Annotated in this window: 20 protein-coding genes and 1 riboswitch; of the genes, 10 read left to right on the top strand and 10 right to left on the bottom strand. The window is 39.1% G+C overall.

Annotated features, from left to right (window positions below):
- Positions 1–153 (top strand): transposase (locus Q8G36_RS18070; protein WP_305162046.1); only part of this gene is annotated, 153 nt, incomplete at its 5' end.
- Between the two features lie 198 nt (positions 154–351).
- On the opposite strand, the gene Q8G36_RS18065 is transcribed toward Q8G36_RS18070, so the two are convergent.
- The 4 genes from Q8G36_RS18065 to Q8G36_RS18050 form a co-directional block, all read right to left on the bottom strand.
- Positions 352–2,178, bottom strand: a complete 1,827-nt coding sequence (locus Q8G36_RS18065) for an APC family permease (RefSeq protein ID WP_305162040.1) — start codon at positions 2,176–2,178, stop codon at positions 352–354.
- Between the two features lie 138 nt (positions 2,179–2,316).
- Positions 2,317–2,462: riboswitch (cyclic di-AMP (ydaO/yuaA leader) on the bottom strand.
- 364 nt (positions 2,463–2,826) lie between these two features.
- A complete protein-coding gene (locus Q8G36_RS18060; protein WP_305162039.1) occupies positions 2,827–3,282 on the bottom strand; it encodes a GtrA family protein in 456 nt (151 codons plus the stop codon).
- Positions 3,242–4,264 carry a glycosyltransferase family 2 protein gene (locus Q8G36_RS18055; protein WP_305162038.1) on the bottom strand — a complete coding sequence of 341 codons (1,023 nt, stop codon included), beginning with the start codon at positions 4,262–4,264 and terminating at the stop codon, positions 3,242–3,244. The genes Q8G36_RS18060 and Q8G36_RS18055 overlap by 41 nt, the downstream gene beginning before the upstream one ends.
- A 15-nt stretch (positions 4,265–4,279) precedes the next feature.
- Positions 4,280–5,944: a DUF6044 family protein gene (locus tag Q8G36_RS18050; protein ID WP_305162045.1), complete on the bottom strand. Its 1,665-nt coding sequence runs from the start codon at positions 5,942–5,944 to the stop codon at positions 4,280–4,282.
- 178 nt (positions 5,945–6,122) lie between these two features.
- Between Q8G36_RS18050 and galU the strand changes: the two genes are divergently transcribed.
- The 4 genes from galU to Q8G36_RS18030 all read left to right on the top strand — a co-directional run bounded on the left by galU (position 6,123) and on the right by Q8G36_RS18030 (position 9,225).
- The gene (gene galU, locus Q8G36_RS18045) at positions 6,123–6,983 is read left to right on the top strand and encodes a UTP--glucose-1-phosphate uridylyltransferase GalU (protein ID WP_305162037.1); all 861 of its coding nucleotides are present in this window, start codon (positions 6,123–6,125) and stop codon (positions 6,981–6,983) included.
- Between the two features lie 232 nt (positions 6,984–7,215).
- Complete coding sequence (locus tag Q8G36_RS18040; RefSeq protein WP_305162036.1) at positions 7,216–7,356, top strand: bacitracin ABC transporter ATP-binding protein; 141 nt, start codon at positions 7,216–7,218, stop codon at positions 7,354–7,356.
- Positions 7,357–7,560: 204 nt separating this feature from the next.
- The gene (locus Q8G36_RS18035) at positions 7,561–8,955 is read left to right on the top strand and encodes a cytochrome P450 (protein WP_305162035.1); all 1,395 of its coding nucleotides are present in this window, start codon (positions 7,561–7,563) and stop codon (positions 8,953–8,955) included.
- Between the two features lie 96 nt (positions 8,956–9,051).
- Positions 9,052–9,225, top strand: a complete 174-nt coding sequence (locus Q8G36_RS18030) for a hypothetical protein (RefSeq protein WP_305162034.1) — start codon at positions 9,052–9,054, stop codon at positions 9,223–9,225.
- A 72-nt stretch (positions 9,226–9,297) separates the two neighbouring features.
- Here Q8G36_RS18030 and Q8G36_RS18025 read toward each other — a convergent pair whose 3' ends face one another.
- Positions 9,298–9,426, bottom strand: coding sequence for a sporulation protein YjcZ (locus Q8G36_RS18025; RefSeq protein ID WP_305162033.1), 129 nt, complete (start codon positions 9,424–9,426; stop codon positions 9,298–9,300).
- A gap of 439 nt (positions 9,427–9,865) precedes the next feature.
- Between Q8G36_RS18025 and Q8G36_RS18020 the strand changes: the two genes are divergently transcribed.
- The 3 genes from Q8G36_RS18020 (at position 9,866) to Q8G36_RS18010 (ending at position 13,725) form a co-directional block, all read left to right on the top strand.
- Complete coding sequence (locus tag Q8G36_RS18020; RefSeq protein ID WP_305162032.1) at positions 9,866–11,206, top strand: amino acid permease; 1,341 nt, start codon at positions 9,866–9,868, stop codon at positions 11,204–11,206.
- Positions 11,207–11,794: 588 nt separating this feature from the next.
- Positions 11,795–12,472 (top strand): FadR/GntR family transcriptional regulator, encoded by a 678-nt coding sequence (locus Q8G36_RS18015; protein ID WP_305162031.1) that lies wholly within the window; start codon positions 11,795–11,797, stop codon positions 12,470–12,472.
- A 14-nt stretch (positions 12,473–12,486) separates the two neighbouring features.
- Complete coding sequence (locus Q8G36_RS18010; RefSeq protein ID WP_305162030.1) at positions 12,487–13,725, top strand: CynX/NimT family MFS transporter; 1,239 nt, start codon at positions 12,487–12,489, stop codon at positions 13,723–13,725.
- Between the two features lie 299 nt (positions 13,726–14,024).
- On the opposite strand, the gene yhbH is transcribed toward Q8G36_RS18010, so the two are convergent.
- Together yhbH and Q8G36_RS18000 are read right to left on the bottom strand one after the other, a co-directional pair.
- Positions 14,025–15,194 carry a sporulation protein YhbH gene (yhbH, locus tag Q8G36_RS18005; RefSeq protein WP_305162029.1) on the bottom strand — a complete coding sequence of 390 codons (1,170 nt, stop codon included), beginning with the start codon at positions 15,192–15,194 and terminating at the stop codon, positions 14,025–14,027.
- Between the two features lie 515 nt (positions 15,195–15,709).
- Positions 15,710–15,889 carry a hypothetical protein gene (locus tag Q8G36_RS18000; RefSeq protein WP_063235975.1) on the bottom strand — a complete coding sequence of 60 codons (180 nt, stop codon included), beginning with the start codon at positions 15,887–15,889 and terminating at the stop codon, positions 15,710–15,712.
- Positions 15,890–16,007: 118 nt separating this feature from the next.
- On the opposite strand from Q8G36_RS18000, the gene Q8G36_RS17995 reads away from it, so the two are divergent.
- Complete coding sequence (locus tag Q8G36_RS17995; protein ID WP_305162028.1) at positions 16,008–16,217, top strand: hypothetical protein; 210 nt, start codon at positions 16,008–16,010, stop codon at positions 16,215–16,217.
- Positions 16,218–16,454: 237 nt separating this feature from the next.
- Here the strand turns inward: Q8G36_RS17995 and Q8G36_RS17990 are convergent, their stop codons facing one another.
- The 3 genes from Q8G36_RS17990 to Q8G36_RS17980 all read right to left on the bottom strand — a co-directional run bounded on the left by Q8G36_RS17990 (position 16,455) and on the right by Q8G36_RS17980 (position 21,687).
- Positions 16,455–18,350, bottom strand: a complete 1,896-nt coding sequence (locus tag Q8G36_RS17990) for a PrkA family serine protein kinase (protein WP_305162027.1) — start codon at positions 18,348–18,350, stop codon at positions 16,455–16,457.
- A gap of 507 nt (positions 18,351–18,857) precedes the next feature.
- Positions 18,858–20,492 (bottom strand): APC family permease, encoded by a 1,635-nt coding sequence (locus Q8G36_RS17985; RefSeq protein ID WP_305162026.1) that lies wholly within the window; start codon positions 20,490–20,492, stop codon positions 18,858–18,860.
- A 205-nt stretch (positions 20,493–20,697) separates the two neighbouring features.
- On the bottom strand, positions 20,698–21,687 hold the full coding sequence (locus Q8G36_RS17980; RefSeq protein ID WP_305162044.1) for a glutaminase: 990 nt from the start codon (positions 21,685–21,687) through the stop codon (positions 20,698–20,700).
- A 435-nt stretch (positions 21,688–22,122) separates the two neighbouring features.
- On the opposite strand from Q8G36_RS17980, the gene Q8G36_RS17975 reads away from it, so the two are divergent.
- Complete coding sequence (locus Q8G36_RS17975) at positions 22,123–23,385, top strand: sensor histidine kinase (RefSeq protein WP_305162043.1); 1,263 nt, start codon at positions 22,123–22,125, stop codon at positions 23,383–23,385.
- Positions 23,386–23,389: the final 4 nt, after the last annotated feature.

Genomic DNA, 23,389 nt, shown 5'->3' with positions numbered 1-23,389 from the left:
CGTGTATTCGCAGATGCAAAAGAAAAGCATGGTATGCGTTGGACTACTTTAAGGGGACTTAAAAAATTGTCGATGCAGGCGATGCTTACTTTCGCTGCCATTAATTTAAAGAAGATGGCCAATTGGAGATGGCGAGGTCCAAAAATGGCCTAACATAGTGGGCTCGTAGAGCCCCAAATCTCTTAACTTTAGGCGAAAATTCAAAGGGAATTTCAAAAGGGGTTCAGAATTTTTTAATTCCGAACCCCTTTTGTCTACAAACTGAAAAGACAGCTGTACTGATGTCTTTTTTTATTAGATTATAAAAAAAGCAAACCTTATGTAGGTTTGCTTCCAGTTATAGTTATGGAACTACTTCTTCAAATGATAGGGTACTGTCGTAATAACCACATTTCTTCTATAAAGCAAGTAGGCGCGAATCAGTAAACTTGATTGGTTATGAAGTATATTGTGCCAGCCCTTCTTCGGAATGAATTGGGGGATGATCACCGTAACTTTATAATTGGATTCACTAGCCTTATGTTCTACTGTATCGACAAATTTAGTTAGTGGCTGAATGATACTTCTGTAATAAGAATTCAATGTAACGAGTCTGACATCCGGCTGCCATTTTTTCCATTTTTCTTCGAATTTTTTTTCATCTTCTCTTTCAAAAGCAACATAAACGGCAATGACCTGATGTGCTGAAAGAGATTTAGCATAATTCAAGGAATTCTCAACTACGTGAGTGATACCAGCCACAGGTACAATGATGATATTCCCTTCTATTGGTAAGATTGGCTCACAAGTTGTAATCCTAAGTTGGTCACCAACTGCATCATAATGCTTTTTAATTCGATGGAAAATTAATATGATGATAGGTAAAAAAATCAATACAGGCCAAACCTGGGTAAATTTCGTTAAAAAGAATATCATCGTGACGATAAAGCTAATTATGGCACCAATTGAATTAATGGTTAATTTCATCATCCAGCCTTTTGGCTTTTCGCGAATCCATTTAACGATCATCCCGGTCTGGGACAACGTAAATGGAATGAATACCCCTACCGCATAAAGCGGAATAAGATTTTCTGTATGTCCTTCAAATGCGATTATTAAGATGATCGATGCAAGTCCCAGTATGATAATTCCATTGGAATACCCTAATCGGTCTCCTCTAATCGTAAACGCCCTTGGTATGAATTTATCTTTTGCAAGATTAACCGCAAGCAGAGGGAAAGCAGAATAGCCAGTGTTGGCAGCAAGGATCAAGATCAATGCAGTCGTACCTTGAATGAAGAAATACATGAAATTCCGTCCAAAGATCTCTTCGGCAATCTGGGAAACGACCGTTACCTCTGCGCTGGGAACAATGCTTAAATAATAGGCTAAGAATACGATTCCCGAAAATAATACAGCTAGTAAGGAACCCATCGCTATTAATGTTTTCGCAGCATTATTCGGTGCTGGATCTTTAAAGTTCGGGATTGCATTGGAAATTGCTTCGACTCCTGTCAATGCAGAGCTTCCTGATGCAAATGCCCTTAGCAGGATAAATAGACTGATACCCGCTACCGGAGTCCCGATTGACGTGTGCAATTCCGGTGAAACCCCACCCGTCAAAATCTTGTAAATTCCAACACCAATCAAGATGAACAAGGCTAAAACGAATAGGTAAACCGGATAGGCCAAAACAGAGGCCGACTCCGTAACCCCCCGAAGGTTCAGGATTGTAAGTAGAATGACGAAAATGATGGCTATGATGACATTATATGAATGCAGGCCGGGAAAAGCGGACGTGATGGCATCCGTACCTGCAGAAACACTTACAGCCACAGTTAATATATAATCGACCAATAAGGATCCTCCAGCTATCAACCCTGGATTGACTCCTAAATTGTTTTTTGAAACCACATAGGCCCCCCCGCCATGGGGATAAGCGAAAATGATTTGTCTATAGGACAAAATCAAAGCCGTTAACAGGATCAATACTCCGATCGCGATAGGGATGGAATACCAAAATGCTGCGGCACCGACCGTGATCAGGACGATCAATATTTGCTCCGGCCCATATGCAACCGAAGACAAAGCATCAGAAGATAATATCGCCAAAGCCTTTGTTTTGTTAAGCTTTTGTTCACCAAGTGCATTTGACTTTAAAGGTCTTCCAATCAAAAACCTCTTTATTGAGGATAACATCAAGAATTCACCACCATGTTTAATTTATAAGTTTATGTTTCCCAGCTGTCGCAAAAAACGAGACCAAATAGAAAAATGCCTACAAGTCATAGCTAAATAGACCTGTAGACATCAATTTTTTTGTCTAACAAGCTCCACCTTCCTTCTCATATAACGCTTACGAGGTTAGCTGTCGGATTCGGACCTAAGAGTAGCCCTACCTTTTAAAGGATTCACCCCTTGGATTGTAAAAACAATCCCAATAACGGGTCCCCCGCACCATAAGGTTTAAGCGATTTAGAAATATGAAACTGTTGATTATCATACTCCCGTGAAATGGAAAAGTAAATGAAAATTTTGCACAGAAATAGAATTATTATTTATAAGCGAGGTTTTATTCTTGACTTATATAACATAAGTCATGCAAACACATGATTCGAAGGTAGGAAAGGAGGCAATTAAACGTCAAAAAGAAGATATTCAAGAAGTCAATGAACAAAAGATAGATTTTCGAAAAGGAAAAATGATCGCCACATGGAAAACGTGAAGGATCAAGTAAAACAGATCTGCCCCAGCTTGGATAGTCATTAATCGGCATTGAATTTCGCTTTCCGAATCCACTTTAATTCCCGTCCAATTTGGGGGCATTATTCCACTGATCCACCCTAATTAGTTCCTTCCTTCTTGAATTGGTCTCAAATTGCTTTTTTTAAAGACAAAGTATTTCTGGCCAAGATAGTTAAGTACTGTATAACAGATTGTTCCTATCAGCACAGCCACATTTTGTTGTATGGATAAAGAAACGGATCCTTCCAGTGATTCTGCAATAGCTTGGCCTATAGAATAAGCGGCGGAATAACAAATCAGGATGACGCAAAAGAAACGGGCAACTCCTCGCCGCCATTCTATATCGCTTTTAAAGGTAAAAGTCCTGTTCAAAAGAAAACTCGTTACAGCTCCCGTACCATTGCCGAAAAAGGTGGAGACCCAGTAAGATAATTCAAGAACATTCATAAGAAAAAGCATGATGGAAAGTCCAACCGCTGTATTGACTATTCCAACCAATAAAAAGCGGATAAAGGAGTTAGTGTGTTTTAGATAGTTTTTCAATACTGTTCCGTTCATTGTCTAGTTGCTCCCGTTTTGTTAAATCGAGCGGATTAAATAAATCCAGATCAACAATATATTTAGGCCGGCGTTTAGATTCATTATAGATTTTACCGATATATTCCCCAATCAAGCCGACAGCAATCAACTGCAGTCCACCGATCAACCATATGGAGGTGATTAATGAGGTCCAACCAGTTTCGGTCTGCCCATAAAATTTTAACCATAAAAAGTAGGAACCAAAGAGTAAGCTAATGAAAAAGGAAAGACATCCCAACCATAATACAAGCCGGATCGGTGTAACTGAAAAGGAAGTAATGCCATCAAGCGCAAAAGAAACCATCTTCTTAAATGGATACTTCGTTTCCCCAGCCAATCTTTCTTTTCGGTCATAATAAACAGAGTCCGTCTTAAACCCAATGAGTGGGACGATTCCCCGTAAAAAAAGGTTCGTTTCATCAAATCGTTCCAACTCCGCGATCGCCCTTTTGCTCATTAGCCTGAAATCGGCATGATTATAGACAAGGTTAACCCCCATCTTGTTCATCAATTTATAAAAACCAGTTGCAGATGTCCGTTTAAAAAATGAATCAAGGTCCCTTTTCTGGCGGACACCATATACGATTTCACATCCTTCATTGAATTTACGAATGAATTCAGGGATGACTTGAATATCATCCTGTAAATCTGCATCAATGGAAATCACACAATCCGAGGCTTCCTTGGCTGTAAACAATCCTGCCAGGAGTGCATTTTGATGTCCTGCATTCCGGGAAAGCTTTAGCCCGCGAACAAATTCATTATTGATCGTTTCCTTATAAATGATCTTCCATGTTTGATCTTTGCTTCCATCATCAACCAATAGGATTTTACTTTGACCAGAAACAACGTTTTCTTCGACTAACCCCCTCACCAATCCACAAAGCTGGGAAATGGTATCCTGCAATACGCTTTCTTCGTTATAACAAGGTACAACAATCGTTAGTATCGGTGAATTCACTCGATTCCCCCCTTTTCACATGACTCTGTACAAATGAATTTTCCATACGCTTCCTTTTTTCGTGAAAATCCTATCTAGTACCAATCCGTTTTCCTTCGCGTTATTGATAGGTATGGCAGAAAATATATACCTGCCACCTAATCCTTTAAACGCATCCATATTAAGGTCCAAATTTTCCAATTCTTTCTTCGCGCCTTTCTTGAACATATAATGCTTCCCAAGCTCATCGGTAAATAGGTAACAACGTCCTCCCCATTCATCAAAGTAGATTCTGATGTTTTTATTCTTTGCCAATTCGTTTTCAATTATTTGACGAAATTGATGTTTGTAAGAAAGCGGATAGAAATTGTTATAGCTATCGAGCGTGTAAAATCCATTAAATTGTGCGATTGCAGGATGCAGCCCAATGCTAGCAATACGATACTCTTCCTGTGGAAGGTCAATATGATCTTTTATCTCCTGAAAAAGGCCTTCTGAATAGAACTCTTTAAATGATGGTTTTTTATTGTAAGTGATTTCTTCATTGAAGCCCATTAAGATCATAATTTGAACGGCGATGAAAATAGAAAGGGTTTTCTTAGCATAATCGCTGTGTTCCCAAATGATTTTTATCGCGAGGGCAAAGCCCAAGTAAATCACCATCGGCCTTAAAAAGTGAAATCTGGCAAAATTAAAAGTATCCAGGGTGTGAAACCTTTCCGTCAGAGGAAGCCAGCCTTTATAAAACCAAAATGCGTACCACGCTGAGAGTACAAAGTTCAATCCTAATAAAAATACATATACCTTTTCCTGTTTCCACAGTTTTTTGGTCAGAATGATATAAAGGGCAAAGACTGTAATCGGCAGGATGATAAGCGCATGTACAGTCATGACATGCGTATGTCCAAGGACGAAATTTTTGAAAGTAAGCTTGATGACCCACTCGAGCGGCAGCCTTGCGTGAAAATATTCATCTCTGCTGTTTGGCTCCGAATCAAAAATGAATGAAGCGACCAAACGATACTCCACCAAACCAAAAATGACGGTCATATACACGATCGAAAGAAGAAACGTTATATTCCACCCTTTTCTCCTGATCACATCCGTTAGCCAAAGAAAGCCCATTGCAACAAGGAAAAAGAAAAAGCCAAGCACGATGCTTGAATAAAGCGGTAAAAGTGTAAGGACCAAATAATTCTTCCAAGAATGGTCCTTGCCGCGAATATTCAAAAAAGCCCAAAGTGCTAGCGGCATCCCAAGTGTACTGAGCATTCCCGATGGCCAAAATGGGGTAAGGGCAAAGGCTAAGGATGTTCCGACCCTAATCCAACCTGAGTGGCTCCCTGTAACCAAATGTTTCCTTAATAAGATATACATACCAAAGAATGCAATAAACCTTGTTAATGCCTGGCTTATTGCATATGCAACCATTGTCGGAAAAAGAGCATAAAGCCACACGATAATACTGAACTCACTGCCAAAAGCATTTCGGGGCAGCCCATTCATAATCTGGGGAATTTTGGCGTCTATTGCACCGAATAACTCACCGCTTTCTGAAAGGACTTTATACCAGGCAAGGTTGGAATCCAAATTATCATGTACGCGAATATGCGCATTTTCTCCAAGGATGAATAAAGGAGAAAGATATAAAACAATGACGAGTAAGGCAAAAAGGATTTGTTTTCTCTCTTGATTTTCAATTGGCAAAATATACACCTCTTGACCAAATTCATATATCCATAATATTTGCTTCAAAGGTAAATCTATTCTTTTTCAGGGATTTAATTTAACCTTTTTTGATATAGGTCAACCAATGACCACATAAAATGAAGGGTAGAACAAAAAGCATATAAAAGAAACTTTAAAAAGGGGCTGGGCTATGATAAAGAAAGCGGTGATTCCAGCAGCCGGTTTAGGAACACGATTTTTACCTGCTACGAAAGCTCAACCTAAGGAAATGCTGCCGATTGTCGATAAGCCGACCATTCAATATATTATCGAGGAAGCGGTACAATCAGGGATTACAGATATTATCATCGTTACGGGTAAAAACAAACGTGCCATCGAAGATCATTTCGATAAATCCATTGAACTTGAAATGCTCCTGCAAATGAAAGGACAAAATGATTTGCTTAAGATTGTGGAGAACATTTCCAACATGGTGGATATTCACTATGTAAGACAAAAGGAACCTCTAGGTCTGGGGCATGCAGTGTTATGTGCCAAAACTTTTATCGGAGACGAACCTTTTGCCGTCCTATTAGGGGATGATATCGTGGATAGCCGGGTTCCAGCTTTAAAGCAGTTAATGGAACGGTATAACAAGGTTCGAGCGAGCATTATCGGATGTAAGGAAGTGTCACCTGCCGATGTCTCCAAGTATGGGATCGTAAATTTCCAAGAACGATATGAGGATTTATTTCTGGTAAGAAACTTAGTGGAAAAACCAAAAGTGGAGGATGCACCATCAACACAGGCTATTATTGGCCGATATATTTTATCACCTGCGATTTTTGAAATCCTTGAAACCGTACAGCCAGATCGTAAGGGGGAGATCCAGCTTACCGAAGCTTTAGACCTTTTGTTAGAAAAGGAACCATTATACTCGTATATCATCGAGGGAAATCGATATGACGTTGGCGATAAATTCGGCTTCCTCCAAGCTTCAATAGATTTCGCCATGAAACGGCCTGAACTTCGTGATCAGCTAATAACATATTTAAGACAGTTGTTTCCTTAATGATGTTAATATAGCCCATGCCCAATTACCAAGAGGTGATTGGGCTATTCCACATCGGTAATATCCACTAACATTTTCCTGTACGATAATCTCTAAGCAAAATATACCTGTGAAATGTAAATGCAAGTGAAAATGATTGGACAGACAAAGAATAATTTATTGTAAGTGAGGTTATGTTGATAACGTATCCTACATTATTGATCCAAACAATGGTATCCAGAAAGGATTGTACATGCATAAAAAAACTAATAATCCAATAATATCCGATGAATTTTTAGATCAAGTGGTTAAGGAAATCAATGCACAATTCGGCGGGCCCATTAATGAAAAAAATGATTGTTTCCAACATGGGGACAATGAAGAAAGAAGTTAAATCCTACATTACATCATTAAATCTAAAGCTTTCATGAAAGACTCTGGCTCTATTTTATCCAGAGTTTTTTTATTGCTAATTTTTGTAGCTTCATTTCTTCCATAGAATTATCCGCCCTTTCTTTAACGACTTGTCCAAACAAATTTAGCTTATCCTCATAGAATGATTACATGTAATTATTTTAAAGAAAGGGGAAAAACTACATTGAGCCACGCTGATGATGTCTTCCGCCCTTCTCCAAAGGTTCCAAAAGGAAGGCTGATTTCCGGACATACAAAGGAGTTTCAAGCAGATCCCATTGGCTTTCTGACCCGATTGGCCAAGGAATATGGAGAAGTCGCTAAATTCCGTTTAGGCCCATTCCAAAATGTTTATCACGTTTTAAATCCTGATTTAATAAAACAAATACTCGTAACAAAACAAAAATCCTTCATCAAATCCAAGGACTTCAATGTTTTAAAACCGCTTATCGGTGAAGGTTTACTTACAAGCGAAAAAGACTTTCATATGCGACAGAGAAGGCTTATCCAACCCTCTTTCAAAAAGACTCATATTAGCCAATACGCCAAGGATATGATTGAAACCACAATGGATTATATATCAACTTGGCAACATGATGATGAACGGATTATGACGAAGGATATGATGAACATCACTCTCGGGATAATCAGTAAGACCATGTTCAGCATGGAATTCAAGGATGGATATGAAATTGTCGGGAAACCGCTGGAAACTGCTTTAAAAATCACAGTCAAAAGGATGAGAAAGATTTTCCGTATGCCATTATGGGTACCAACTAAAATCAACCGTGAATATAAAAAGGCGATAAAAAGACTTGATAAAGTGATTTACGGCATTATTGAAAAACGGAAGAATGACACAGTAAAACATGAAGACATGCTTGGGATCCTGATGAACGCCCGTGATGCCGACGACGGATTAGGTATGACAAGCCATCAGGTCCGTGATGAATTAATGACTATTTTTCTTGCCGGTCATGAAACGACAGCAAATGCTCTTTCCTGGGCATTGTACGCAATTTCGAAGCATCCAGAAATTCAAGCCAAGCTTTTCAATGAAGTGAATAGCATAATCGGTCACCGGACACCCCAGCCTGAAGATTTCATGAAATTACCATACACTCAAAATATCATTCATGAAACACTTCGCATGTACCCGCCACTGTATATCTTATCCCGTGATGTAACGGAGGATGTCGTAATAGGAGGGTATCGCTTTAAAAAAGGCGATATGATTCTAATAAGTTCTTATGTAATACAGCATAATCCAGAGTATTTTGATCAACCGGAATCATTTATTCCTGAGCGATTTGAAAATAACTTTATGAAAAGCCTGCCTGCGTTCGCTTACTTTCCATTTGGCGGAGGGCCGCGGGTTTGCATTGGCAATCATTTTGCCATGATGGAAGCGGTGTTTGTCCTGGCCTGCATTGCCCAAAGATATAGGATAAAGCTTGCACCTGACCATCATGAAGTAACCCCCCTTCCGTCCCTTACACTCAGACCCAGGAATGGACTGCGCATAATGATAGAAGAAAGAGATGCAGAAGCCTTCGAACCTGGAGCATCCAATTTTTGAGGTAATAAGAATGATCTCATATAAACATACCATTCATATTGATTCGATTAACTCCTATAACAGACTGGCCTATTCTTTTAGAAAGGAGGGATAAAAATGTACATGCTCCATTCACCACGGAAGGGAATCATCCACACTGAATTGCACTATTTAGGGATGGCCTCGAAGGTATATACCGGTTATTTGGAATTTCTAAGCGAAATTGAACCGAAACAAGAAACCGAATACCTACAGCCGTCGCCTCTCCCCTTTTTAAAAGAGAACGGATAGTCTCGTTAGCTTTTCCCGCTTCGTACCTTATATTAAAGAAAAACCGACCTTGAAGGGTCGGTTTTTTGTTATTCAGCAGTATGTTCCATAACCCGGAGTGCCGCTGCCGCAAAAGCTGGCTCCAACACTCACTAAAAGGATAAAAAAAGCGATAAAGGCGAAACCTCCGTAAAATCCAAAACCGCCATCACAACCTGACATGTATAAACATCTCTTTATTCAATGGAAGGACTTGAACTTATTACATCATCTAATTCACTACCAAACAAAATGTCAGTAATAATGCAAGTAAACAGAATTTTTTTCTCTCTTTTCAATATGTATTTAATTCAATAGAGTGCAGAATTGCCTTGTACCGATTTGTTAATTTATATTCTATACCATCCCTAAAAAATCACCTATCAGTTTACTTTTCCTCGATTCATTTGATAAAACCCAAATATTTTAAGATAATAAAGACTATTTCCTTCTTTGCTTATCAGGAATCTATACCAGTTCACCTGCCTAAATTGACATTATTCCGATTCATGATATATTAATATAGTTACTTTAGCACATGAAAGCGTTCAATAATAGAAGAACTTTTTAGTTTTACTTATAGACTAATTTATTAAAATAATGAATGAAAGGCATGAATAAAATGGAGAAGACTCATCAAGATTTAAAAAAGGGCCTATTGCCGAGGCATGTCCAGTTCATTGCTTTAGCCGGAATGATAGGAACAGGGATTTTTAAGGGGAGTTCCGATACATTAAATATGGCAGGTCCAAGTGTTGTAATAGCCTATTTGATAGGGGGGCTATTGTTATTTATTGTAATGGCCGCATTAGGAGAGATGGCAATCGCTTTTCCAAATTTGAACGTACAACATCTCATTAACAAAGCTTTTGGGTTTCAACTATCCTTCATAGTCGGATGGCTCTATTGGTTTAACTGGATTATTGTGATAATTGTAGAAATAGTCGCAGCCGGAAGCTTTCTACAATATTGGTTTCCTTCAATACCATTATGGCTGTTAAGCATACTTTGCGCTTCAGTAATTATAGGAATAAATTTGTTTCAAGTAAAATACTATGGTGAACTCGAGTTTTGGTTCGCAGGAATTAAAATAATAACCCTAATTGCCTTTATTATTTTAGGAGCTTTGATCATGCTAGGACTTTTTCCAAGTTCGGCTTCATTTTCTAATTATACGGAACATGGGGGCTTTTTCCCTCAAGGAATTGACGGAATGTTAAGTGCACTTTTAGTGGTAATGTTTTCATATGGGGGTGCAGAATTAATTGGTGTAGCCGTCACGGAAACAAAAGATAGTCAGCGAGTCATACCAAAAATCATTAAAGGAACTGTATGGCGGGTGATTCTTTTCTATGTCTTGCCGATACTTATTATTTGTGGGGTAATACCTTGGAACCAAGTAAGCACTGAAGTAAGTCCTTTCGTTCAGGTTTTCAGCTTATCGGGTCTTCCCGGAGCAGCCGATATTATGAATTTCGTTCTTTTAACCGCTGTCTTATCAGCTGCAAATTCAGGTATATACGCTACATCAAGGACATTGTTCACTCTTTCCCAGAACGGGGAAGCGCCTAAGGCATTTTTAAAAACATCCAAAAAGGGTATCCCGCTTAATGGTATATTTTTAACTACATTATGTATATTGGCTGGGGTGTTTTTATCCTATTTGACTCCCGACCTGATTTTAAGCTACCTTATGGCCATTCCTGGTTTCACAGTTTTATTATTATGGATCAGTATTTGTTCCGCGCAATTGAAGCTGCGTATTCAATACACTCGTAAACCAGGTTTCCGGGTAAAATGGGCCCCATATACAACTATATTAGCCATCACGGCTTTAAGCATTATCTTTTTGGCATTTATCTTTAATAAGCAAAACATCATTGGGACCACCGTATGTCTTGTCACGTTAGTGATACTTATCCTTCTCTCTTTTATTGTCAAACAAAAAAATAAAAATCCCTGAATTTTAATATCAGGGATTTCGGACTGTAGGCAAACTCGATGAAAATCGAGTTTTGCCTACAGTTTTTTTAGTACTAGTACAATTTGAACATTGATTAGGACTCCAGCACACGCTTCCGCGGGCGGTCTCTGTGCCAGCGGGCACTCCCTTGGACGCGCTTTTCCCGCAGGAGTCTCGTACCTTCCGTTTCAATCAACTTTGTATAGAATTATAGATAAAACCCTTTTGTCGACATAAGCGGGTTCGGTATCGTCTATTCCCGAACCATGATTTTAAAAGGACCTGGTTATCCTTCATGTTTTTTTACTTTTTCATTTGGATGAGACTCTCACTGGATTGAAGAAATTTGCGACACTCCTGCCGAATAATTGGCTTGCCGAGACCCCACAGACGCTTGCTTTGATGCGGCTTGGCAGACAGTCGGCGGAAAGGGAGCGGATTTCTGAAATCAACTGGAACTTTTTTTCTTACTTAGAAATTTTGTTTTACAAATACTCCGTATGCAACAACATTCTTATTTATATTTTCAACATACATATGTTAAAATAACCAATGACCCAATCATCCTACAAATTAGAGGTGTGTATATTGACCATATCTAAAACAAATCGCTTATCACTTGTAGAGCAAGTGGTTTCCCAAATCGAATCGTTAATCGAATCAGGTGAATGGAAAATTGGAAATCAAATCCCCCCTGAAATGGATTTGATCCAACAGTTCGATGTAAGCAGAAATACATTAAGAGAAGCTGTACGATCACTTGTTTATGCAGGGCTATTAGTGACGAAACAAGGAAAGGGGACATTCGTAAGGTCATCAAGTGCCTTGGGGGCTGCTTTTGAAAGAAGGATCCAGCAGTCAAGTTTATTAGAAACGTTAGAGGTCCGTCATGCCCTTGAAAGAGAGGGAGCTCAGTTAGCGGCATTAAGACGTAATCAAGAAGATATAGAACGATTGCGGTTTCATATATCAGCATGCAGGAATGCTGCCGAAGCAAAGGACATCAAGGCTTACGAAGAAGCGGATATACAGTTACATAATTCGATTATGGGTTCATCACATAATGATTTATTGATTGATTTGTACGAACATATGGAACACTCCCTGCATGAATCCATCCATCAGTTAGTGGAGATGAGTTCTGATGTGAACTTTCATTTGAACAATCATTGCAATCTTGTAGATGCCATCATCGAACAAGATGTGAACCGGGCAATCGAAACAGTGAATGAATACATTGCACAATTCAAAAAATCTTTAGAGTAAGTAAGGAGGAGATTATGGGCATTCATCAAGCGGCAAATCAACTAGAACAAACAAAAGTGGATATTAAACCCAGAGTTGGACTACTCATCATCGGGATCATTCTTCTTGGGGCAAATCTGAGGGCTCCCTTAACATCGGTTGGCCCCCTTGTCACTTCGATCCGTGATAACTTGGGGATATCCAATGCATTATCAGGTTCATTAACGACATTGCCTTTACTTTCTTTCGCTTTATTATCACCATTTGCACCTAGGATAGCACGGCGTTTTGGAATGGAGCTTACACTTTTCCTTTCCTTGATATTATTAACAATCGGGATTGGGGTACGCTCAGTTGGCGGAGTGCCGACATTGTTCATAGGGACCATTTTAATCGGGTTAGCCATTGCAATCGGCAATGTATTGTTACCCAGTCTGATTAAGCATAACTTTGCCAGGAATATCGGTTTGATGACAGGAACCTATGCTGTTTCCATGAATTTATGTGGCGCAATAGGTTCTGGGATCAGCATTCCCCTTGCTTCTTCATCGGGATGGGGATGGGCTGGTGCCCTTGGATGTTGGGGAATTTTATCACTTATTACAGTTTTCTTATGGATGCCGCAATTAAGACGGCCATTAAAGTCAGGTAAGGATGTACAAACGGCACAAAAGGATAAAAAGATTAACTTATGGCGTTCTGGGTTAGCCTGGCAGATAACATTCTTCATGGGTTTGCAATCGTTTATTTTCTATACAGTCATTACCTGGATGCCGGAAATCCTGGAGCAAAAAGGCCTGAACGCTGATGGAGCTGGCTGGATGCTATCCATCATGCAGCTTGCCGTCATTCCCATAACATTCCTTGTGCCAATTTTAGCTGGACGCCTACAAAGTCAGCGTCTGTTAGTGGTCCCGCCTGTCGTCTTCCTTATTGCAGGGATATTCGGCATATTATATGGAAGCACTCTCTTCATCCCAGTATGCATGATATTGATCGGAATTGGAGTCGGAACCATATTCAGTTTATCCATGATGTTCTTTAGTCTTCGAACACAAAGCACTCATGAGGCGACGGAATTATCAGGAATGGCTCAATCATTCGGGTACCTCTTAGCTGCCATTGGACCAGTATTATTCGGATTGCTTCATGACATTACACACAGCTGGACAGTTCCCTTATTGATGTTGGCCTTAATATCGGCACTTATTTTCATTGTTGGAATGCGTGCAGGAAATAATGAATATGTAACGACTCAAAAAACCCCTTCATGAAATTTTGTAAATCAACCATACTTCCTTATAAGGGTATGGTTGTTTTTTTATCTTTCTTTTGATTTGTTCAACTTATAAATTGTGAATACATTATAAAATTTCAATCGAATGATATAAATATAGTGGATATGAATAGGCCGTTGCTTCTGTTGAGCAACGGCCCATTCATATGTAATTCGACTTTATGTATCTTATCCTTACCCTGACACTGCAAAAAAGAAGATTTGAAAAAAGACGTACAATGTGAATCGCACGCCTTTTTAACCTACAATTATTTTGAACTTTCCACTTTTCCTTTTTTATGCATACTTCTTATTTTCTTCGTCTTTAAAAAAGCTCTTCATCGCATGGAAAACGTCAGACTTTTGCTTAAGAATATAGTACCTGAATTTTTCATTATCAATGTTCTTATAAGCTGTCATCAATGTCGAATGACGATTGTATTGATTGACTTCCCCATACCCGAACATATTGGAAACCTTCATGAGTTCTTCAACAAGCTTAACGCAACGGACGTTATCGGATGTTAGGTTATCCCCATCGGAAAAGTGAAACGGATAGATATTAAACTTCACAGGGTCATATTTATGATCAATAAGTTCTAATGCTTTTCGGTATACGGATGAACAAATCGTACCGCCGCTTTCCCCTTTTGAAAAGAAATCCTCTTCCGGAACAACTTTCGCTTCTGTATGATGGGCAATGAACTCGATTTCCACCGTTTCATATTTTGTCCGCAAGAAACGGTTCATCCAAAAGAAAAAGCTTCGAGCCATATATTTTTCCCATAACCCCATACTTCCGGAAGTATCCATCATTGCCAGTACAACTGCTTTGGAATCGGGTTTCTGAATCTCATTCCAGGTTTTGAATTTAAAGTCTTCCTTATAAATAGGATGAAAACCTGGGTCCCCCCTTAAAGCGTTCCGTTTGAAAGCCGATATCATCGTTTTCTTTTTATCGATATTTCCCATTAGGCCTGTCTTGCGGATATCGTTGAACTCGATGTGTTCAAGCGTGTGCTCCGCGTGTTCTTTCTTCTGGAGATTAGGGAGTTCCAATTGACTGAACAGGGCTTCCTCCAATTCCATCATCGACACTTCGGCTTCATAATAATCCTCGCCGGCCTTGTCACCTGCACCTTGGCCCTTACCGGCTCCTGCATCGGACGGTGAGCCATCCCTTGCGACCACATCGCCCACTTTACTGTCTCCATCCCCTTGCCCTACATGTTTGTTTTTATCATAGTTATAACGAATTTTGTATTCATCCAAGGAGCGAATGGGGATTTTGATAACATCCCGGCCATTGGACATTACGATGCTTTCTTCTGAAATTAGATCAGGCAAATTATTCTTGATCGCTTCCTGCACCTTTTCCTGATGACGTTGTTGATCATCATAACCTTTCCGATGGAGGGACCAATTTTCCTGTGAGATAACATACTGTTGATTACTCTCTTCCGACATTCTCTTCCCCCCTTAAAAATGTTTGCACGCTTTTCATCATTCCTTCATATAATAAATTAGTGTGGGAAAGCCCACATCATTCCGGTTTTCCAATGAAAAATACAGTGCGAAAAAACGGATTAAAAGAAAAGTATTACTCTATCTTATGCAGCGATGCAGGATAATTTACAACAAAATTCAATAATGGATATTTGCCTACGAACTAGACAAGTCCTGATAAGGGCGTTAGAGGCCCTTTAAGGTTTTTTTCTAAATGTTACTGCAAAATAAGTATTTCAAGAAAAAGAACAAATTTGATGATTATCAGGTCTGTTCTTTTTTTTAGCAGGTTTTATTTGTCGGATTATGGGATAATTTGAAATATATTCTTGAACTTAGCCAGAAGTAATTGATCCGCAAAAATAGAGACTTCCAAGGACATATAAAAAAGTAATGAAACACAACAAAAAGGGTGCCCCAGTAGTTTTTCTGGACACCCTTTTACACAGATAGAATGATTCTGGTTGTGATATTCGTCAATCTTTATCTTCCTCTATTTCATGTTGAACAGTACCTGGGCGTTTATCCCACTCTTTCAATTCTTCATTTGTCCTTTGATTTTCCATCTGCTTTCCAAGTTCTTTCATCTCTTCATAATCCTTAGCCATGGAGCTATTTTCCGGAACATGTTCTTTTTTCAATTCCTCTTTACTCATTTGCCATCACCTCTACTTATTGATACCCAATATTTCCAAATCCAAAACGTAACATATCTAATGGAAATATGGGGGATAGATAAGACATTATGAGCAAATGTAAGGAGGTGCAAGAAGCATGCAAACAACTACCCTTTATGTAAAGGAAGCAACGTCAGAAGGCCCGATCTTAAATCTGGAGTCCATACTTTTGAAAACGGAAGGTGTGGAACGTGCGATCATCGATGTTGATGATGGGGAAATTAAAATCGATCATAGCGAAGACAAACTATCACCGAATCAACTTATTACACTTATTGAACAGTTTGGCTTGAATGTAACTAAATAGAAATCAAAAGCACCGGGATCCCTTCGTTTAGAAGGGCCTGGTGCTTTGTTGGTTTATTAATTCTCATTCCTTGTCAAAGCACCCTTTAACTCCTTCAAATGATGCCTGATTTCAATGGAAATTCAGAAGTTAAAGGGTATTGATTGGATTTCCTCTAATCCACTTTTCAAGCATTCCACCTTCCGTAAAAGGATATAAACCCCCGCCCGATCGGGGGCAGGGGCCAAAAAGTATGGATTACCGATTTAACAAGCTGCCCACATAGCGCAGCAAATCATTGGCTGAAGTCGAATTATATCCGTGCTCATCGATAAGTCTCGTGATGACCTCGTTCACTTTCTTCAGTTGCCTTTCGTCTGGTGTCTTCGTTGAAGTAGTGATCTTAACGACATCCTTCAAATCCGCGAATAGCTTTTTCTGGATTGCTTCCCGTAAACGATCATGGGAATTATAATCGAATCGCTTACCTTTACGCGCATATGCAGAAATGCGAATCAATATTTCTTCGCGGAATGCTTTTTTTGCATTCTCGGAAATTCCAATTTGCTCTTCTATCGACCGCATCAATTTTTCATCAGGGTTGATTTCTTCCCCAGTCAATGGATCGCGCAGCCTTGATTTATTGCAGTATGCTTCGACATTATCCAGATAATTATCCATGAGGATCTTCGCCGACTCTTCATATGAATAAACAAATGCCTTTTGCACTTCATTTTTTGCAATGGCATCGTACTCTTTACGTGCCAGTGAAATGAAATTCAAATACCTCTCCCGAAGTTCGTTCGTAATGGACGGATGCTGGTCAAGTCCTGCTTTTAATGACATAAGTACATCCAATGCATTAATGGACGGATTTTCCTTACGAATGATCGTAGAGGAAATTCGGTTAATCACGTAACGCGGATCGATTCCGCTCATGCCTTCGTCCTGATATTCTTTTTTCAATTCATTGATGTCTGCGGAATTAAACCCTTCGACATTTTCCCCATCATAAAGCCTCATCTTTTTCACTAAATCGATATCGCCCTTTTTGGGATCCTTCAGGCGGGTCATGATGCTGAAGATTGCCGCCACCCTTAATGTATGCGGGGCTATATGAACATCCGAGACATCACTTTCACGGATCATTTTTTCATAAATCTTTTCTTCCTCGGTAACCTTCAGATTATATGGAATAGGCATGACAATGATACGGGAATGCAATGCTTCATTTTTCTTGTTGGAAATGAACGCTTTATACTCCGTTTCATTCGTATGAGCCACAATGAGTTCATCTGCACTGATCAATGCAAAACGGCCTGCTTTAAAATTCCCCTCTTGTGTCAATGATAGCAAATGCCATAAGAATTTCTCATCACATTTCAGCATCTCCTGGAACTCCATCATCCCGCGGTTCGCCTTGTTCAGCTCGCCATCAAAGCGATAGGCACGCGGATCTGATTCAGATCCGTATTCGGCAATGGTCGAAAAATCGATGCTGCCCGTCAAATCAGCAATATCCTGTGACTTAGGGTCAGAAGGACTGAATGTTCCAATTCCAACACGCTTATCCTCCGAAAGGAAAATACGCTCTACCATCACATCTTCAATCCTGCTTCCATACTCCTGTTCTAACCTCATTACATTTAGCGGCGATAGGTTTCCTTCAATCCGGATGCCATATTCTTCATAAAAATCATCCCGTAAATACTGCGGAATGAGATGCAGTGGATCTTCATGCATCGGGCATCCTTTTATTGCATAAATCGCACCAGAGTCTTTTAACGAATACTTTTCAAGTCCACGCTTCAGTAAAGAAACGAGTGTGGACTTCCCACCTGACACCGGACCCATGAGAAGCAATATCCTCTTACGGACATCGAGCCGCTTTGCCGCCGGATGGAAATATTCCTCGATGAGCCTTTCCAGTGAATCTTCAAGGCCAAACAGCTGACCGCTGAAAAAATTGTATTTCTTTGTCCCATTTACTTCCTCTATCCCTGCATCTCTGATCATGTTGTATACACGTGAATGAGCAGATTGAGCAACTAAAGGCTTTTCTTTCAATATTTCTAAGTACTCTGCGAAGGTGCCTTCCCACTTCAGCTTCTGTTCATCTTCTCTAAATTTTTCGATTTTCTTTAAAATATCCATTAAGGAACCTCCCCCTGTCACTTTCAGAGAATACTTAAATCTATGCTCCAAATCTGACAAACATGTCAGACTTTAAAAAGTGGCCGGGCATTGTTTCGAATCCCCTTTGACTCTCCATGTATCGAAAAAGGCTTAATCATTGAAGAATTGATGACAAATATGCTGACAAGAAAATTTGTGTGCACTCCTGCTAAAAATTAGGGTATACTAAGCCTATACTTAAGTGGGACAATATGGGTAAAGGGAGGTCACAGCATGGGCACAGTTATTATCATTGGAGTTGCTATTACATTTATAGCCGCTATCTTCACTGCCGGGTATGACGATAAACCAGGTGTAAAATAAAAAATAACAGCCTTTCCTTAAATTCCAAAAAGGGGGACAGCAAATTAAATTTGCCGTCCCCTTTTTTACGTCCTCATCAATATAAATGGAAAGAAGCACTTTCGAAGTCATTCAACGTAATAGCTTATTGGAGCAAGCCAATCAATGAAGTGGCTTCATCATTTATACAGCGTTCTTTTTATCAGTTTGAGATGCAACGTTGTTCTCCATCGATCTCAAGTCATCATTTACTTTTTGTCCTTGTTCCAAATATTCCGTTTGGAAACCACTCTTTATTGCCCAACTATAAAACATTAGTGATAAACATGTAATGATGACCATATCCAAACCAAATGGGATTATGTTTAGTCCACCAAACTTTTCACTGCCTAAGTATGAAATGGTCATCATACAGAGTAAGTAAACAACCATCCAAAGCCCTGCTGAAAAGTTTTGACGGAATCCCTTCCATTTTATTTTTGATTGATAATAGAAATAAACGGGAAGACCAGCCATAATGATAAATAATACTTGACCTGTCAGCGGCCATCTTGCCCAATATAGAACCAATGAAGCAAAAACAAAGCCCAGTGGTGCAATGATGCTTAATCCTTTTAAACGTAATGGTCTGTACAAGTTCTGACCTGTGCGTCTTAATGTCATAACAGTAACTGGACCTGTAATATAAGAGACTAAAGTCGCAACTGAAATAACCTCTGCCAATACGCCCCAGCCTCTAAACATGAATAAAAATAAGAAAGATACGCCTAGATTAAAAAACATGGCTTGACGCGGGATACCATAAAGAGGATGCAGTTTTCCAAACACGCTTGGTAAATATTTATTCTTTTCCATTCCATAAAGCATTCGTGACGTTGTCGCCGTGTATGTTATTCCTGTCCCGGAAGGAGAAATAAAAGCATCTACGTATAGTAAAATAACCAACCAGTTTATGCCTAAAACAATTGCTAAGTCAGCAAACGGTGAATTGAAATTCAAATGTTGCCATCCATTCACAATCATGGACGGATCAACGGCTCCAATAAACGCAACCTGTAATAAAACGTAGATGACCGTTGCAATTAAAATGGAGCCAATGACTGCAATTGGGATCGAACGTCCAGGATTCTTTGCCTCACCTGCCATATTAATTGGACTTTGAAAACCGTTAAATGCAAAGATGATACCAGAAGTGGCTACAGCAGTAAGTACACTTGCCCAACCATTAGGAGCGATACTTCCTGCAGATGTAAAATTGGATGCATGAAACCCGGCAAATAAAAGTGATCCAATCGTAAGTCCAGGAATAATAACCTTAAAGACTGTAATAAATGAATTAGCTTTCGAAAACAAACTGACTGTCCAGTAATTTAATAAAAAGTAGACGATCAGCAATACAGAGGCAATGGCCAAGCCTCCCCCAGTAAGACTTCCATTTTCTACTAAACCATGTGTCCACTGTGCCCATTCCCATGGCCATGAGCTCATATATTGAACAGAAGCAATCGCTTCAACTGGAATTACGGAAACGATTGCAATCCAGTTTGCCCAGCCTGCAATAAACCCTAAAAAAGAACCATGAGAGTACTGCGTGTATTTTACCATTCCCCCAGCTTCAGGAAACATAGACCCTAATTCACTGTAAGATAGTGCGATAAATAAAATAACAACCATCCCGATAATCCAAGAGATAATGGCAGCGGGTCCTGCAATCTGTGCCGCTCTCCAAGCTCCGAATAACCAACCTGAGCCAATAATTGACCCGAGTCCTACCATCATTAACGAAAATGTTCCCATCTTTCGCTGCATATTATTCATATATTTTTCACCATGCTTTCCAAAATTATTCCTTACGTTTAAAAGTAACTGGATTAATGATTTGTGCTAGTGCGTCCAATTACATCTTAAAGTAATTGCTGCATTTACATCACCTCTTGTAAAAGTTTGGAAATTGATGAGGAAATCTTAAGGATGTCCCCTTATTTCTTCTATTAATTACACCGGAACCAAATTTTTCTGCATTTCAGAAAATGCTTAAATCCCATTCTTGTGCCATTTGTTTCAATAACAAACTACCTGCTACGCTATTCCCATATTCATCGATGGATGGTCCATAAATACCAATGCCACATCCATCTTGAAAAGGCATTCCGCTTCTGGCACTTGGAGGAACTAGTGCCATAATCCCGCCAGATACTCCACTTTTGGCCGGCACCCCAATAAAAGCCGCAAATTTCCCCGAAGCATTGTACATACCGCAAGTAAGCATTAATGCTTTGGCCAGCTTAGCCAATTTTTTAGGGATTACTTGTTCTTTACGAACGGGGTGGTAACCATCTTGAGCAAGAATCAGTCCAAGCAGGGCTATGTCTTCTGTGGTTACTTCTATGGAACATTGCATGAGGTAAACCTCTAAAGCTTCCTCTACTTCCGATTCCAAATAATTCGTCTCTTTTAAATAGTGAGCTAAAGCTCTATTTCTATGAGAGGTTTGCCACTCGGATTGATACACTTCCTCATTGATTGTCGGGCGCTTCCCTAACAAATTTTCAAATAGCTCATAGAGAAATCCCAATTTCTTTTGTGAAGAATCCCCTGGGAGAAGCGAAGCTACGGTAATCGCCCCAGCATTTATCATAGGATTAAACGGCTTTCCCGGCTTATGCATTTCTAAACGAATAATTGAATTGAAAGCATCCCCAGTCGGTTCCACATCGACCCTATCTAACACATAAGAAATGCCGCGACCCAAACATGCAGCTATAAAGCTAAGCACTTTTGAAATACTTTGCAGCGTGAAAGGAACTTCCCAATCCCCTGACTTGATCATAGTTCCACCCGGCTCCAGTATGGTAATGCCCAATTGCGATAAATGTGCATTTCTCAATGCCGGTATATAATTAGCGGTTTGTCCTTCAATAGCAAAGGATCTGTAATGTGCTACCCATTCATCTAAGTCGGATTTTCTTTGACTATTAACGTGAATGTCATACTCTTTCGACAATTCTTCAATCACATTCTTCCACCTCTTCAGTTGTTGTATCATTATATTTTCTATATGAACGTTTTACCGAATGCCATCAAGCTTACATGTAATAGATTCGATGAAAAAATAATGAATATTCTAAAAATTGTTAAGCGCTTTCAAAAATTTCTATCTACCGTTAATCTTAAATCGGGAACTACATAATCATACGAAAACCTACAAAATCTAAAAAATAAAAATCCACTAAAAAACGTAATCATCTCACATGTCCCGTTACCATTTTTTGTGGATAGAAAAACAGATTGGTTTTGCCATAATTGATTATAAGCCGTTCTATTCAGGAACAAAGTAAGCGTTGTATTGAAGCCGATGAAACTGTATACTGATTTTTTAAACAAATTAGGAGGTGACGACTTGTATCTCAGTACGTTAATGAAAAAAGAGGTCTATGTCCTTGCTTTAATGTTGTTAACTGTGCCATTAGCAGGCGAATTGAGTTTTTATCCTTTCAATGAAACGTTTCGAGTAAGTTTTGGTGTGCCTGCATTTTTCTTCTTTTTACTATTATTACAAAAAACACCTTCCATATTTTCGGGCATCTTGACAGGAACAATGGTTGTGGTATTTCGCATTCTAATCGACTTTTTCATGCAGGATAATTTCTCCTGGATTTCCGCTTTTCACGCTCATTATCCTAGCTTTTTCTTTTATTTTACCTATTCCGTTCTATTTTATTTTGCGAAAATCAACCGCTTTCAAAACAGATCTTTGATTATTGGATTTATTGGTCTCATTATTGAAATATTGTCCGACTCCGTAGAATTAATCTTTCAATATATTGTATTAGAAACAACGATTACGTTTGGTTCACTAAATGAGATGATCGTGATCGCATTCGGCCACAGTTTTATCGTTTTGAGCTTTTTTAATATGATGAAACTTTATGAAGCACAATCAAGGGAGAGGCAAATCAGAAAACAAAATGAACATATGCTGATGCTCATTTCCAATTTATACGAGGAAACGATTCATTTAAAAAAAACATTAAAAAATGCAGAGAATATTACAAAGAAATCGTATGATTTGTATCGCGAATTAAAAGCACTGGAAAAACGGGAAAAGCAACTTCATGATCTTACAGAGCCATATAGTCAAAAAGCATTGCGCATCGCGGGTGAAATGCATGAAGTCAAGAAAGATAATCAACGAATTTTTGCTGGTCTCTCCAAATTGATCTCCAATGAGAGTTTTAAAGATTATATGAATGCTGCTGAACTTTTTCATTTAATTATCCGAATTAATGAAAAATATGCCTTATCATTAGGAAAGGATATTCAATTTGAATACTCATTAGATGGAAATAACGATTCACCTTATCATGTATATACCGTGTTATCTCTTTTCAATAATTTAGTCGCTAATGCAGTGGAAGCAATTAAAGAAAAGGGAATCGTCCGTTTAAGTTTGTGTGAAATTAGCGACAATGTAGAATTTAAAGTTGCTGATACTGGGCCTGGAATTCCTCAAAAATATCAGACTGTCATATTCAAACCTGGATTCACATCAAAATATGATCAGTTCGGGACACCTTCAACAGGGATTGGACTCTCATATGTTAAAGAAGTCGTGAAAGAACTGGGGGGGGATATCCTGTTTGAGAATAGTTTTAATGGCGCTGTTTTTTCAATAAAGTTACCAATCCAGAAGTTGATTCAGAAAGGGTGATTCC

Origin of the sequence: Peribacillus frigoritolerans (assembly GCF_030676415.1) — a bacterium.
Taxonomy (GTDB): Bacteria; Bacillota; Bacilli; order Bacillales; family DSM-1321; genus Peribacillus; species Peribacillus frigoritolerans_A.
Note: the sequence above shows the minus strand (reverse complement) of the source record. Positions and strands in the feature narration are given on the sequence as shown.